The sequence below is a fragment of the Streptomyces sp. CRCS-T-1 genome, assembly GCF_024442335.1.
Taxonomy (GTDB): Bacteria; Actinomycetota; Actinomycetes; order Streptomycetales; family Streptomycetaceae; genus Streptomyces; species Streptomyces koelreuteriae.
On record NZ_CP101651.1, the window covers coordinates 2,415,260 to 2,430,229 of the forward strand.

Below are 14,970 nucleotides of genomic sequence, written 5' to 3' on the forward strand. Positions count from 1 at the left end.
AAGGAGCTCGTGTGACCCCCCTCTACGCGCGTCACAAGCGCACCACGCTCGCCATCGCCACCGCCGTCGCCGCCGGCGCCCTGCTCACCACCGGCCTGACCTCCGGCAGCAGCGTCGCCGCCGACTCCTCCTCCAAGCCGGCCCTCGCCGCCGCCCCCGTCCTGCTCTCGGCACCCGCCCGCACGGCCCTGGTCAAGGAGCAGCAGGCGGACGCCCCGGAGACCGCCGACGAGATAGGCCTCGGCGAGCAGGAGAAGCTGGTCGTCAAGGACGTCGTGAAGGACGTCGACGGCTCGGTCCACACGCGCTACGAGCGCACCTACGCGGGCCTGCCGGTCCTCGGCGGCGACCTCGTCGTGCACGAGTCGAAGTCCGGTGCGACCGAGGGCGTGACCAGAGCGACGAAGGCCACCCTCAAGGTCGCCTCGCTCAAGCCGACGGTCGCCGCCGCCAAGGCCGAGAAGCAGGCCGTGACGCTCGCCAAGGCGGCCGGCTCGGAGAAGACCGAGGCGAACTCCGCGCCCCGCAAGGTGATCTGGGCGGCCGACGGCAAGCCCGTCCTCGCCTACGAGACGGTCGTCGGCGGCCTCCAGGAGGACGGCACGCCGAACGAGCTGCACGTCGTCACCGACGCCGCCACCGGCAAGAAGCTCTACGAGCACCAGGCGATCGAGACCGGCACCGGCAACACCACGTACAGCGGCAAGGTCGACCTCACGACCACCAAGTCCGGGTCGACGTACAACCTGACGGACAGCACCCGCGGCGGCCACAAGACCTACAACCTCAACCGCGGCACCTCCGGCACCGGCACCCTGTTCTCCGGCGCGGACGACGTCTGGGGCACCGGCAACCCGTCCAACCTGGAGACCGCCGCCGCCGACGCGCACTACGGCGCCCAGGTCACCTGGGACTTCTACAAGAGCACCTTCGGCCGCAGCGGCATCCGCAACGACGGCAAGGCCGCCTACTCACGCGTCCACTACGGCAACGCCTATGTCAACGCCTTCTGGTCGGACAGCTGCTTCTGCATGACCTACGGCGACGGCGAGGGCAACGCCAACCCGCTGACCTCGCTCGACGTGGCCGCCCACGAGATGAGCCACGGTCTGACGTCGGCCACGGCCGGCCTCAACTACAGCGGCGAGTCCGGCGGTCTGAACGAGGCCACCAGCGACATCTTCGGCGCGGGCGCCGAGTTCTTCGCCGGCAACTCCTCCGACGTCGGTGACTACCTCATCGGCGAGGAGATCGACATCAACGGCGACGGCTCCCCGCTGCGCTACATGGACAAGCCCAGCAAGGACGGCTCGTCCAAGGACGCCTGGTCCTCCAGCCTCGGCGGCCTGGACGTCCACTACTCCTCCGGTCCCGCCAACCACTTCTTCTACCTGCTGTCCGAGGGCAGCGGCTCGAAGACCATCAACGGCGTGACCTACAACTCGCCCACCTCCAACGGCTCCACGGTCACCGGCATCGGCCGCACCAAGGCCCTGCAGGTCTGGTACAAGGCGCTGACGACGTACATGACGTCGACGACCAAGTACGCGGCCGCCCGCACGGCGACCCTGAACGCGGCCAAGGACCTCTACGGCGCCACCAGCACCGAGTACAAGGCGGTCGCGGCCGCCTGGTCCGCGGTCAACGTCGGCTGACCGAAGCACGACCCCAGGGCGGTACCCGGAGCGACGGCGGCTCCGGGTACCGCCTTACTCTTGGGGACCATGTCTTCGGAGGACTTCACCTACGCCGATGTCGGCGCCACCCGCGAGGAGCACTTCTGCCCGCCGGGCTTCCACCCCATGAACGTGCGCACGCGCCTGGGGGAGGGCGAGGAGGTCTTCCGGCGGGCCTCGGAGGCGGTGCTCACCTGGGAGATGCACCGGGCCATGGGCGTCGGCGTCGACGCGAGCGCGGAACGGGCCGCCCCCGGCGTCGACGTCACCGTCACCCTCGCCGGCATGATCAAGGCCCCCTGCCGCGTCGTCTGGACCCTGGAGGAACCCCGCCGCACCGGCTGGGCCTACGGCACCCTGACCGGCCACCCCGAGTGCGGCGAGGAATCCTTCGTCGTCGACCGCACGGGAGACGGCACGGTCTGGCTGACGGTGAACGCCTTCAGCAGGGCAGCAAAGTGGTACGCGAGGGCCGGAGGCCTGGCGACCAGGGGCTTGCAGCACGCGTACGCGCGCAGGTGTGGAGCGGTCCTACGGAACATCGCAACGGAGGGTGGCGACGGTCTTTAGGGGCGCGGGGCTGTATCGATTTGCGGCTCCGCCGCGTGGGCGCGACCAGCCCCCACGCACCCGCGGACAAGACTCAACGCATCAACAACCCGGCCGCCTCCACGAGCTCCTCGGACGGCCCGGCCACCAGCCCCAACTCCGCACTAGAGGCCAACAACCGATGCGCAGGAAGGATCCGCACCGTATACCCGAAAGGCCCGGTGCGATCCAACGACAAGGCCCCTTCATAGGCCCACCGCCCGTCCTCCCCGGGGGACCCGACCGGCTTCAGAGGAACGACCGTCGCGTCACCGATACGGTCCTCCTCGTCCACCCGCCCCGAGACGACCTGCACATCCACGTCATCCGGCCCGAGCACACCGAGACCGACCCGCACCCGCACCCCCAGCGTCGTACCCAGCTCCGCCAACGCCTCGGACACGGACGTCTCCACATGGTCGACCGTGACCCCCGGCCACGCACCCCGCACCCTGCCCTTCCACTCGGCGAGCTCCCGCGCCGCATCCACCCCCATCGAGCGATGCGCCAGCGCCGCAGGCGCGTAGAGCCGCTCGACGTACTCGCGGACCATGCGCCCGGCCAGCACCTTCGGCCCGAGCAGGCTGAGGGTCCGGCGGACCATCTCGATCCAGCGGTCGGGCAGCCCGCTGCGGCCGCGCTCGTAGAAGCGGGGCGTCACCCGCTGCTCCAGCAGGTCGTACAGCGCCGCGGCCTCTATGTCGTCGCGGCGGTCCGGGTCGGTCCCGACACCGTCGGCGGTGGGGATGGCCCAGCCGAAGTCGGGCTGGAACCACTCGTCCCACCAGCCGTCGAGGACGGACAGATTGAGACAACCGTTGAGCGCGGCCTTCATGCCGGACGTGCCGCAGGCCTCCAGCGGCCGCAGCGGATTGTTCAGCCAGATGTCGCAGCCCGGGTACAGCTTCTGCGCCATGGCCATGCCGTAGTCAGGCAGGAACACGAGCCGGTGCCGCACCCGCGGATCGTCCGCGAACCGCACCAGCTCCTGCACCAGCCGCTTCCCGCCGTCGTCCGCGGGGTGCGCCTTGCCCGCGACGACGATCTGGACCGGCCGCTCGGAGTGCAGCAGCAGGTCCATCAGCCGGTCGCGGTCGCGCAGCATCAGCGTCAGACGCTTGTACGAGGGGACGCGCCGGGCGAAGCCGATGGTGAGGACGTCCGGGTCGAGCACGCCGTCGATCCAGCCCAGCTCGGCCGTACCGGCACCGCGCTGCCGCCAGGAGGCCCGCAGCCGCTCCCGCACCTCGGTCACGAGCTGTTCGCGCAGGCCGCGGCGCAGCTCCCAGATCTCCTGGTCGGGGATGTCCGCCACCGAGTCCCAGCGGTCCGAGCCGCCGACGGTCAGCGCGTCCTCGGCGCGCTGCACACCGATCTGCCGGGCGCCGAGCCGGAACACCTCGGGGGCGACCCAGGTGGGTGCGTGCACCCCGTTGGTCACGGACGTGATCGGCACCTCGTCGGCGTCGAAGCCGGGCCACAGGCCGGAGAACATCTCGCGGCTGACGTTGCCGTGCAGCAGGGAGACACCGTTGGCGCGCTGGGCCAGGCGCAGGCCCATCACGGCCATGTTGAACAGGTTGGGCTCCCCGCCTGGGTAGGTCTCCATGCCGAGCCGCAGGACGCGCTGGACGTCGATGCGGGGCAGCTCCGCGTCGGGGCCGAAGTGGCGGGCGACCAGTTCGCGGTCGAAGCGGTCGATGCCGGCCGGGACGGGGGTGTGGGTGGTGAAGACGGTCCCGGAGCGGACCGCCTCCAGGGCCGCGTCGAAGTCCGAGCCCGCCGCGCAGAGTTCGGCGATCCGCTCCAGGCCGAGGAACCCGGCGTGCCCCTCGTTGGTGTGGAAGACCTCGGGCGCGGGATGCCCGGTCAGCCGGCAGTACGTCCGGACCGCCCGCACACCTCCTATGCCCAGCAGCATCTCCTGCAGCAGCCGGTGCTCGCTGCCGCCGCCGTAGAGCCGGTCGGTGACACCGCGCTCGCCGAGGTCGTTCTCCTCGACGTCCGAGTCGAGCATCAGCAGCGGGACCCGGCCGACCTGCGCCAGCCAGATCCGGGCGCGCAGCTGTTTGCCGCCGGGCAGGGCGAGGGCGACCTGGGCGGGGGTGCCGTCGGGCTCCTCCAGGAGGACCAGGGGCAGCTCGTTCGGGTCGAGGACGGGGTAGTGCTCCTGCTGCCAGCCGTCCCGGGAGAGGGTCTGGCGGAAGTAGCCGTGCCGGTAGAGCAGGCCGACGCCGATCAGCGGGACGCCCAGGTCGCTGGCCGCCTTCAGATGGTCGCCGGCCAGGATGCCGAGGCCGCCGGAGTACTGCGGCAGGGCAGCCGTGATGCCGAACTCGGGTGAGAAGTAGGCGATCGCGGCGGGCAGTTCCTCGGGCTGGGCCTGGTACCAGCGCTCGCCGGTCATGTAGTCGTGCAGATCGCCCGCGACGGCGGCGAGGCGGCGCAGGAAGCGGCGGTCCTCGGCCAGGGCCGCGAGCCGCGCGGGCGGCACGCTGCCCAGCAGCCGGACCGGGTCGCGCCCGGAGGCGGCCCAGCGCTCGGGGTCGACGGACTGGAAGAGGTCACGGGTCTCCGTGTGCCACGACCACCGCAGATTGCGGGCCAGATCGCTCAGCGGCCGGAGCGGGTCGGGGAGAACGGGTCGGACGGTGAATCGACGGATCGCCTTCACGGGTTCCACCTCGGCGCGTTCGCAGGTTGACGCAGGGCTTTGACACAGGGCTTCATCGACGTCTCCTACGACAGTACCGGCGGATGTGCCGCCGCCGCTGAGGCTCCGCCGTCGGACCCCCGATCGGCCTGAACAGCACCATTCACGGATATGGCCGATTCCACCCCCATAGGCGTCCTTGTGGTGTTTCACGCGCCACGAGAGGCTGCCTCTGGCGTACCGGCCCGCGCCCGCCGCTCACGGCGTCGCGCGGGCCGCCGTACGCCGAGTCGAGGAGGGGAACTCGGACCATGGCACGGACGCGCACACGGCGCCCGCGCTGGACGGGGGGCCTGGCCGCGGCGATCTGCATCGCGGCGTTTTCGGCCATCACCCTGCCCGCGCACGCCGTACCGGAGGGGCGGATACTCGGCGCCGGAGGACCCGGCTCCGTGCACGGCAGTTATCTGGTGACACTGAAGGAGGGCACGCGGGCACCGTCGGGGGCCGGAAGGGGCCTGGCCGAGACGTACGGGGTCGATATAAGCCACACCTACGGGACCGTCCTGAACGGCTACGCGATCAGGGCGAACGCGAGACAGGCCGCACGGCTCGCCGCCGATCCCCGGGTCGCCTCGGTCGTCCAGGACACCCGGGTACGGCTGGAGGGCACGCGGCGCGACCCCGCGTCCTGGGGACTGGACCGCGTCGACCAGCCGAGTCTGCCCCTGGACCGCAGCTACTCCTGGCCCGAGTCGGCGGGGGCCGGGGTGACGGTGTACGTGATCGACACCGGCGTCCGGACCACCCACCGGGACTTCGGGGGCCGGGCGAGCCACGGCTGGGACTTCGTCGGGAACGACAAGGTCGCGGCGGACGCAGGCGGCCACGGCACGCACGTGGCCGGCACGGTCGCAGGGAAGACCCACGGCGTCGCCGGCAAGGCCCGGATCGTCTCCGTGCGCGTCCTGGACGCGGCGGGCGCCGGCACCACGGCCCGGGTGATCGCCGGGATCGACTGGGTGACGCGGCACGCGAGGAAGCCCGCGGTCGCCAACCTCAGTCTGGGCGGCCCGCGCAACGACCGGCTGGACGCCGCCGTCCGTGCCTCCATCGCCTCCGGCGTCAGCTACACGATCGCCGCGGGCAACGACGGCAGGCCGGCCGGGCTGTACTCCCCGGCGGGCGTCAAGCAGGCGATCACGGTCGGCGCGACCGACCGCAGGGATACAAAACCGGCCTTCTCCAACCACGGTCCGGCCCTCGATCTGTTCGCCCCGGGCGTCGAAATCACCTCCGCCACCGCCGCGAGCGACACCGCGCGGGCCACCTTCTCGGGTACCTCGATGGCCTCTCCGCACGCGGCGGGCGCGGCCGCGCTGTATCTGGCCGATCATCCGAAAGCGACTCCGTCCCAGGTCGGGAGGGCTCTGACCACGGGAGCGGCGACCGGGAAGATCTCCGGTCGGGGCGCGGGTTCGCCGGACAAGTTACTGCGGGTGCCGCACCCGTAGGGCGAAGGAGCAGCCACACACCAGGGCCGGCCTCGTCCGTCGCGGACGAGGCCGGTCTTGTGTGTCGACATACGCGTGAGTAGTTAACAAAGTGCCGGATTGCCCACCCGAATAGGGTGGGAAGGCTCCTGCGGGTACCCCTCTCAGGAGCACCACGCAGGACCCACCTCCCCATAGACCTCCGCCCACCCACGTTGACGCGGACAGGAGCGGTCATGCCCGCCAAGCACCCTTCGTCACCACCCCCCACCCGCCGCACCGGGGCGCGCGCGCCCGGCGGCGGGGAACGTCCCGTGCGCCCGGCCGACACCGGCCCACCGGCCCCGCCACCGTCGCCCGCGGGCGAGGCGACCGCCGTCGGGCGCATACCCGTGCTCGATGTCCGCCCGGTCGTCCAGCACGGCCGCCGTCCGGCCAAGGCCGTGACCGGGGAGACCTTCGACATCTCGGCGACCGTGTTCCGGGAGGGGCACGACGCGGTGGCCGCCAATGCCGTCCTGAGGGACCCCGAGGGCTGCCCCGGGCCCTGGACACCGCTGCGGGAGCTGGCCCCCGGCACGGACCGCTGGGGCGCCACGGTCACCGCCGGGGAGCCCGGCCTGTGGACGTTCACCGTGGAGGCGTGGGGCGACCCGGTCGGCACCTGGCGCCACCACGCGCAGATCAAGATCCCGGCCGGCATGGACACGGACGTAGTCCTGGAGGAGGGCGCACGCCTGTACGAGCGGGCGGCCGACGGCGTCCCCGAGGAGGAGGGCCTGCGGGACGTGGTCCTGGCCGCCGTCGACGCCTTGCGGGACGAGAGCCGCCCGGCGGCCTCACGTCTCGCGGCGGCGTTGACGCCGGAGGTGGACGAGGTACTGGCCCGCCATCCCCTCCGGGACCTGGTCACCACCTCCGAACCCCTGCCGCTCCTCGTGGAGCGGGAGCGGGCCCTGTACGGCTCCTGGTACGAGTTCTTCCCCCGCTCCGAAGGCACCCCGAAGCAGCCGCACGGCACGTTCCGCACCGCGGCCCGGCGCCTCCCGGCGATCGCCGCGATGGGCTTCGACGTCGTCTACCTGCCCCCGATCCACCCGATCGGCACGACCTTCCGCAAGGGCAAGAACAACACCCTCTCCCCCGGCCCCGACGACGTCGGCGTGCCCTGGGCGATCGGCTCGCCCGAGGGCGGCCACGACGCCGTGCACCCCGCCCTGGGCACCCTGGAGGACTTCACCTGGTTCGTGGAGCAGGCCCGGGACCTGGGCATGGAGGTGGCTCTCGACTTCGCCCTGCAGTGCTCGCCGGACCATCCCTGGGTGCAGAAGCACCCCGAGTGGTTCCACCACCGCCCCGACGGCACCATCGCCTACGCCGAGAACCCGCCGAAGAAGTACCAGGACATCTACCCCATCGCCTTCGACGCCGACATGGACGGCCTCATCGCCGAGACCGTCCGGGTGCTGCGGCACTGGATGGACACCGGCGTGCGGATCTTCCGCGTGGACAACCCGCACACCAAGCCGGTCGTCTTCTGGGAGCGGGTCATCGCGGACATCAACCGCACCGACCCCGACGTGATCTTCCTGGCCGAGGCCTTCACCCGCCCGGCGATGATGGCCACCCTGGCCCAGATCGGCTTCCAGCAGTCCTACACGTACTTCACCTGGCGCAACACCAAGCAGGAGCTGACCGACTACCTCACCGAACTTTCCGGCGAAGCCGCCTCCTACATGCGGCCGAACTTCTTCGCCAACACCCCCGACATCCTGCACGCCTACCTCCAGAACGGCGGGCGCCCCGCCTTCGAGGTCCGGGCGGTGCTGGCGGCAACCCTGTCGCCGACCTGGGGCATCTACTCGGGCTACGAGCTGTGCGAGAACACCCCGCTCAAGGAAGGCAGCGAGGAGTACCTCCACTCGGAGAAGTACCAGCTCAGGCATCGCGACTGGGAAGCGGCCGAGCGTGAGGGGCGCAGCATCACCCGGCTGCTGACCAGGCTCAACACCATCCGGCGGGAGAATCCGGCCCTCCAGCAGCTGCGCGACATCCACTTCCACGACGCGGACCAGGAGGCGGTGATCGCCTACTCGAAGCGGCAGGGTTCGAACACGGTTCTGGTGGTCGCCAACCTCGACCCCCACCACACCCAGGAGGCGACGGTCTCGTTGGACATGCCGCAACTCGGCCTGGACTGGCACGAGTCGGTGCCGGTGCGGGACGAGCTCACCGGCGAGACCTATCACTGGGGCAGGGCCAACTACGTGCGTCTCGAACCGGGCCGGAGCCCCGCGCACGTCTTCACGGTGCTGCGACCGTCCACCCCGCAGATGGGAGGGTCACCCACAACATGATCGTCAACGAACCCGTTCCGGACACCTTCGAGGACACTCCCGCCAGGGACCGCGACCCCGAGTGGTTCAAGCGCGCCGTCTTCTACGAGGTGCTCGTCCGCTCGTTCCAGGACAGCAACGGCGACGGTGTCGGTGACCTGAAGGGCATCACCGCCAAGCTCGACTACCTCCAGTGGCTCGGCGTCGACTGCCTGTGGCTGCCGCCGTTCTTCAAGTCCCCGCTCCGCGACGGCGGCTACGACGTCTCCGACTACACGGCCGTGCTCCCCGAGTTCGGCGATCTCGCCGACTTCGTGGAATTCGTCGACGCCGCCCACCAGCGCGGCATGCGCGTGATCATCGACTTCGTCATGAACCACACCAGCGACCAGCACCCGTGGTTCCAGGAGTCGAGGAAGGACCCGGACGGGCCCTACGGCGACTACTACGTGTGGGCCGACGACGACAAGCAGTTCCCGGACGCGCGGATCATCTTCGTCGACACCGAGGCCTCCAACTGGACCTTCGACCCGGTCCGCAAGCAGTACTACTGGCATCGTTTCTTCTCCCACCAGCCGGACCTCAACTACGAGAACCCGGCCGTGCAGGAGGAGATGATCTCCGCGCTGAAGTTCTGGCTGGACCTGGGCATCGACGGGTTCCGGCTGGACGCGGTGCCCTACCTGTACCAGCAGGAGGGCACGAACTGCGAGAACCTCCCGGAGACGCACGACTTCCTGAAGCGGGTGCGCAAGGAGATCGACGCGCAGTACCCGGACACGGTGCTGCTCGCCGAGGCCAACCAGTGGCCCGAGGACGTCGTCGACTACTTCGGCGACTACCCCAGCGGCGGCGACGAGTGCCACATGGCCTTCCACTTCCCGGTCATGCCGCGCATCTTCATGGCCGTACGCCGTGAGTCCCGCTACCCGGTCTCCGAGATCCTGGCCAAGACCCCGGCCATCCCCTCGAACTGCCAGTGGGGCATCTTCCTGCGCAACCACGACGAGCTCACGCTCGAGATGGTCACCGACGAAGAGCGCGACTACATGTGGGCCGAGTACGCCAAGGACCCACGGATGCGCGCCAACATCGGCATCCGGCGCAGGCTGGCCCCGCTGCTCGACAACGACCGCAACCAGATCGAGCTGTTCACGGCCCTGCTGCTGGCCCTGCCGGGCTCGCCGATCCTGTACTACGGCGACGAGATCGGCATGGGCGACAACATCTGGCTCGGCGACCGGGACGCGGTGCGCACGCCGATGCAGTGGACGCCCGACCGCAACGCGGGCTTCTCGTCCTGTGACCCCGGGCGGCTGTTCCTGCCGACGATCATGGACCCGGTCTACGGCTACCAGGTCACGAACGTCGAGGCGTCGATGTCCTCGCCGTCGTCGCTGCTGCACTGGACGCGGCGGATGATCGAGATCCGTAAGCAGAACCCCGCCTTCGGACTCGGCACCTACACCGAGCTGCCGTCGACGAACCCGGCGGTGCTGGCCTTCCTCAGGGAGTACGAGGACGACCTGGTGCTGTGCGTGAACAACTTCTCCCGGTTCGCGCAGCCCACGGAGCTGGATCTGAGCGCCTTCGAGGGGCGGCACCCGGTGGAGCTGTTCGGCGGGGTGCGCTTCCCGGCCATCGGCGAGCTGCCGTATCTGCTGACCCTCGGGGGCCACGGTTTCTACTGGTTCCGGCTCCGCGGGGACACCGTATGAGGGCCGTATGAGGCCCGGATCGGCCTGCTGAGGCCTGTTCCGCGGGGCAGGCCGCAAACCCCCGCGGCGGGGCGTTTCCCCTGCCCCGCCCGGGGCACGCATGAAGAACACCCCACCCGGTGACGCATCACACATGGGTGAAAGGACGCGACGTCATGTCGGAAGCCGTCACACGCACCGTCACCACCCCGCCCGGCCTTCTCGCCTCTCTGGATCCCCTGCTGCGGGAATGGCTGCCACGGCAGCGCTGGTTCGCCGGCAAGGGCCGTCCGGTCACCGGGTTCACACTGGTCGAGGCCACCGAGCTGCTGCCCGCCAGTGCCAAGCTCGGCCTGTACCACCTGCTGGTACGCGCCCATCAGCCGCTTGTGCCGTCCCCCGGCGCGCCCGGCCACCCCGGCGACTGCTACCAGCTCCTGATAGGCGTGCGCGAGGCGCTGCCGCCTCGGCTGGCGCCCGCGCTGATCGGACACGTACCGACGGGGCCGCTGGCCGGCCGCACCGTCTACGACGCCCTGCACGACACCCGGCCCGCCGAGCTGCTCCTGGAGGCGCTGCGCACCCAGGCCCGTATCGGCAGGCTCCGCTTCGAGCGGGACCCCGGCCAGGACATCCGCTCCGGGCTGGTGCCCCGCGTGGTGACCGCAGAGCAGTCCAACTCGTCCGTCGTCTACGGAGATACGTTCATCCTGAAGCTGCTGCGCCGGATCGTGCCCGGGATCAACCCCGATCTGGAGCTGCCGCTGGCGCTGGCCCGCGAGGGCAGCCCCCGGGTGCCCGCGCCGACGGCCTGGATGGTCGCGGACATCGACCCCACGGCGGACCCGGTGATCGCGGCGGGCCAGGCGGACCTCGCCCAGCATCCGTACGTGCTGGGGGTGCTCCAGCCGTATCTGCAGGGCGCCTCCGACGGCTGGGAGCTGGCGCTGCGCGAGCTGGCCAAGGGCGAGGACTTCGGCGCCGAGGCGCGGGCGCTGGGGCGGGCCACCGCCGAGGTGCACACCGCGCTCGCCCGGGCGCTGCCGACGGTCACGCTCGGTCACATGCAGCTCCAGCTCATGGTGGACGGCATGATCGAGCGGCTGGAGGCGGCCGTCCAGGCGGTCGCCGCGCTGCGGCCCTACGCCGACGGGTTGCGCTCGGCGTTCACGGCGCTGGGCGATCTGGCCTCCGAGGGCCGCACCTGGACCGCGCAGCGCGTGCACGGCGATCTGCATCTCGGGCAGTGCCTGCGCTCACCGGGCGGTGAGTGGTGGCTGATCGACTTCGAGGGCGAGCCGGCCCGGCCGCTGCCCGAGCGGCGGATGCCGCAGCCGGCGGTGCGGGACGTCGCCGGCATGCTGCGCTCCTTCGACTACGCGGCCCGCTCGGCCGATCCGCCCCAGCCGGACTGGGCCGAGACCTGCCGGTCCGCGTACTGCTCCGGCTACGCCGAGGCCTCCGGCCGCGATCCGCGCACCGACCCGGTGCTGCTGCGGGCCTACGAGACGGACAAGGCGATCTACGAGGTGGTGTACGAGGCCCGCCATCGCCCCGACTGGCTGCCGGTGCCGCTGGCCGCCATAAGCCGGCTGTCCTCGTCCGGCCATCTGACCTGACCGACCACCTGCGCCCAGGAGGCTGCGCCCGTGACCCCCCGCTCCGAGTCCAGCGGTTCGCACCCGAAGAAGACGGCCGGGGAGAAGATCCCCGAGCAGCCGACGGCCGCCCAGCGCAAGAGCGCCGCGAAGAAGACGGCGGTACCGAAACAGGCGGCGAAGAAGGCCGCCGCCAAGAAGTCGGCCTCGGCGCAGTCACCGGCGAAGACGACGTCTGCGGCGAAGAAGGCCGTGGCGAAGAAGGCGGATCCCGCGCAGGCGACGGCGGCGAAGTCGACCGCCAAGAAGGTGGCCGCGACGAAGGCGGCCGCCAAGAAGACCCCTGCGAAGAAGGCCGCCGCGAAGAAGACGGCTGCCCAGAAGACGACGACCGCTAAGGCCGTCGCCAAGAAGGCCACGACCGCGAAGGCCGCGGCCACCCGGACCACGGCCGCCGGTACCCCTGCCAAGAAGGCCGCGGCGAAGAAGGCCACCGCCAAGAGGGCCACCGCCAAGAGGGCACCTGCCAAGACAGCCACCGCCAAGAAGACCCCGGCCAAGACAGCGGGCGCCAAGGCGGCGGGAGCCGGGAAAGCCGCTGCCAAGAAGGCCGCCCCCGCCCAGGTCTTCCCGCCGGAGATGGAGATCGCCGTCTCGCCCGCCGTCGACGCGGTGGACCGGGAGCGGCTGCTCGGCGGGACGCATCACGACCCGCACTCCGTGCTCGGCGCGCACCCCGTGCCCGGCGGGGTCGCGTTCCGGGCGTTCCGGCCGTACGCGCTGTCGGTGACCGTCGTCGCCGGGGAACTGCGGGCGGAGCTGCACGACGACGGGCAGGGGTTCTTCTCCGGGCTGCTGCCGCTGCGGGAGGTGCCGGCGTACCGGCTGCTCGTGGCGTACGAGGGCACGCTCCTGGACACCGAGGACGCCTACCGCTTCCTGCCCACGCTGGGCGACCTCGATCTGCATCTGATCGGCGAGGGCCGGCACGAGGAGCTGTGGACGGCGCTGGGCGCGCACCCGACGATCCACGAGGGCGTGACCGGCACCCGGTTCTCGGTGTGGGCGCCGAACGCGCGCGGCGTGCGCGTGGCCGGCACCTTCAACTTCTGGGACGGCACCGGCCACGCCATGCGGTCGCTGGGCTCGTCGGGCGTGTGGGAGCTGTTCCTGCCGGACATCGGCGAGGGCGAGCTGTACAAGTTCGACATCACCCGCCCCGACGGTTCGAAGACGCTGCGCGCCGACCCGCTGGCCCGCCGCACGGAGGTGCCGCCCGCGACCTCGTCGGTCATCACGTCCTCGGCGTACGAGTGGGGCGACGCCGAGTGGCTGGCCCGGCGGGCCGAGGCCCCGGCGCACGAGGCGCCGTTCTCGGTGTACGAGGTGCATCTGGCCTCCTGGCGGCCGGGGCTGACGTACCGGCAGCTCGCCGATCAGCTCCCCGGGTATGTGAAGAACCTGGGCTTCACGCACGTCGAGCTGATGCCGGTCGCGGAGCATCCGTTCGGCGGTTCCTGGGGCTACCAGGTCACCGGTTTCTACGCGCCGACGGCCCGGCTCGGTACGCCGGACGACTTCCGGCACCTGGTCGACTCGCTGCACCGGGCCGGGATCGGCGTCCTCATGGACTGGGTACCGGCCCATTTCCCGCGCGACGACTGGGCGCTGGCCGAGTTCGACGGGCGGCCCCTGTACGAGCACGAGGATCCGCTACGGGCCGCGCATCCCGACTGGGGCACGCTGGAGTTCGACTTCGGGCGGCGGGAGGTGCGCAACTTCCTCGTCTCCAACGCCCTGTACTGGTGCGAGGAGTTCCACATCGACGGGCTGCGGGTGGACGCGGTGGCGTCCATGCTCTACCTCGACTACTCGCGCGAGGCGGGGCAGTGGACGCCCAACGAGCACGGCGGCCGGGAGAACCTGGACGCGGTGGCCTTCCTCCAGGAGATGAACGCGACGGTGTACCGCAGGGTGCCCGGCGTGGTCACGATCGCCGAGGAGTCGACCGCCTGGGACGGGGTCACCCGGGCCACGCACCACGAGGGCCCGAGCGGCTTCGGCGGGCTCGGTTTCGGGCTGAAGTGGAACATGGGCTGGATGCACGACTCGCTCCAGTACATGAGCCATGAACCGGTGCACCGCAAGTACCACCACCATGAGATGACGTTCTCGATGGTGTACGCGTACAGCGAGAACTACGTCCTGCCCATCTCCCACGACGAGGTCGTGCACGGCAAGCGGTCCCTGGTGTCGAAGATGCCCGGCGACTGGTGGCAGCAACGGGCCGGGCACCGGGCCTACCTCGGCTTCATGTGGGCCCACCCGGGCAAGCAACTGCTGTTCATGGGGCAGGAGTTCGCGCAGGGCGCCGAATGGTCCGAGGCGCACGGCCCGGACTGGTGGCTGCTGGACCCCGGCTACGGGGCCGAGCCCGACCACCGGGGCGTGCGTGACCTGGTCCGCGACCTCAACACCGTCTACCGGGCCACCCCGGCGCTGTGGCGCCTCGACACCGACCCGGCCGGTTTCGAGTGGATCGTCGGGGACGCCGCCGACGACAACGTCCTCGCGTTCCTCAGGCTGGACCCGGAGGGCACCCCGATCCTGGCGGTGTCGAACTTCGCGCCGGTCACCCGCCAGGACTACCGCCTCGGCGTGCCCGAGGACGTCCCCGCCTGGCACGAGGCCGTCAACACCGACGCCGCCCGCTACGGCGGCAGCGACATCACCAACCCCGACCCGGTCAAGCCCGAGGCCCAGCCCTGGCACGGCCGCCCGGCCAGCATCCGCCTGACCCTGCCGCCGCTGTCGACGGTGTGGCTGCGCCCGGCGTGAAACGACAGGCCTCCGGCGACCTGTGACACCTCTGTGACGGGAGGTGTGGCTTCCGCCACAGCCCGTCCCGTCGGGCCCTGGTGGGGTGGCG

General features: G+C 71.1%; 8 protein-coding genes. 7 read left to right on the forward strand and 1 reads right to left on the reverse strand.

Annotated elements, in window-relative coordinates; translation table 11 throughout:
* The first annotated feature begins 11 nt into the window (after positions 1 to 11).
* Both NNW99_RS10545 and NNW99_RS10550 read left to right on the forward strand, forming a co-directional pair.
* Entirely contained in the window at positions 12 to 1,655 is a 1,644-nt protein-coding gene (locus tag NNW99_RS10545; RefSeq protein WP_215118442.1) for a M4 family metallopeptidase, read from the forward strand.
* A gap of 69 nt (positions 1,656 to 1,724) precedes the next feature.
* Positions 1,725 to 2,246, forward strand: a complete 522-nt coding sequence (locus NNW99_RS10550) for a DUF1990 domain-containing protein (protein WP_215118443.1) — start codon at positions 1,725 to 1,727, stop codon at positions 2,244 to 2,246.
* 73 nt (positions 2,247 to 2,319) lie between these two features.
* On the opposite strand, the gene NNW99_RS10555 is transcribed toward NNW99_RS10550, so the two are convergent.
* Positions 2,320 to 4,938: a glycosyltransferase family 1 protein gene (locus NNW99_RS10555; RefSeq protein ID WP_215118444.1), complete on the reverse strand. Its 2,619-nt coding sequence runs from the start codon at positions 4,936 to 4,938 to the stop codon at positions 2,320 to 2,322.
* A gap of 290 nt (positions 4,939 to 5,228) precedes the next feature.
* On the opposite strand from NNW99_RS10555, the gene NNW99_RS10560 reads away from it, so the two are divergent.
* The 5 genes from NNW99_RS10560 (at position 5,229) to glgB (ending at position 14,879) form a co-directional block, all read left to right on the forward strand.
* Complete coding sequence (locus NNW99_RS10560) at positions 5,229 to 6,431, forward strand: S8 family peptidase (RefSeq protein ID WP_215118445.1); 1,203 nt, start codon at positions 5,229 to 5,231, stop codon at positions 6,429 to 6,431.
* A 215-nt stretch (positions 6,432 to 6,646) separates the two neighbouring features.
* Positions 6,647 to 8,767, forward strand: a complete 2,121-nt coding sequence (locus tag NNW99_RS10565; protein ID WP_251057754.1) for an alpha-1,4-glucan--maltose-1-phosphate maltosyltransferase — start codon at positions 6,647 to 6,649, stop codon at positions 8,765 to 8,767.
* On the forward strand, positions 8,764 to 10,464 hold the full coding sequence (gene treS / locus NNW99_RS10570; RefSeq protein WP_215118446.1) for a maltose alpha-D-glucosyltransferase: 1,701 nt from the start codon (positions 8,764 to 8,766) through the stop codon (positions 10,462 to 10,464). Before NNW99_RS10565 ends, treS begins: the two co-directional genes overlap by 4 nt.
* Before the next feature lie 155 nt (positions 10,465 to 10,619).
* Entirely contained in the window at positions 10,620 to 12,062 is a 1,443-nt protein-coding gene (locus NNW99_RS10575; RefSeq protein WP_215118447.1) for a maltokinase, read from the forward strand.
* Between the two features lie 30 nt (positions 12,063 to 12,092).
* Positions 12,093 to 14,879, forward strand: coding sequence for a 1,4-alpha-glucan branching enzyme (gene glgB / locus NNW99_RS10580; protein ID WP_215118448.1), 2,787 nt, complete (start codon positions 12,093 to 12,095; stop codon positions 14,877 to 14,879).
* Positions 14,880 to 14,970: the final 91 nt, after the last annotated feature.

Bases quoted from the DNA above. Each gene is read 5' to 3' on its own strand.
- NNW99_RS10550 (WP_215118443.1), top strand. From the start codon at position 1,725: ATGTCTTCGGAGGACTTCACCTACGCCGATGTCGGCGCCACCCGCGAG.
- NNW99_RS10560 (WP_215118445.1), top strand. From the start codon at position 5,229: ATGGCACGGACGCGCACACGGCGCCCGCGCTGGACGGGGGGCCTGGCC.
- NNW99_RS10565 (WP_251057754.1), top strand. From the start codon at position 6,647: ATGCCCGCCAAGCACCCTTCGTCACCACCCCCCACCCGCCGCACCGGG.
- treS (WP_215118446.1), top strand. From the start codon at position 8,764: ATGATCGTCAACGAACCCGTTCCGGACACCTTCGAGGACACTCCCGCC.
- NNW99_RS10575 (WP_215118447.1), top strand. From the start codon at position 10,620: ATGTCGGAAGCCGTCACACGCACCGTCACCACCCCGCCCGGCCTTCTC.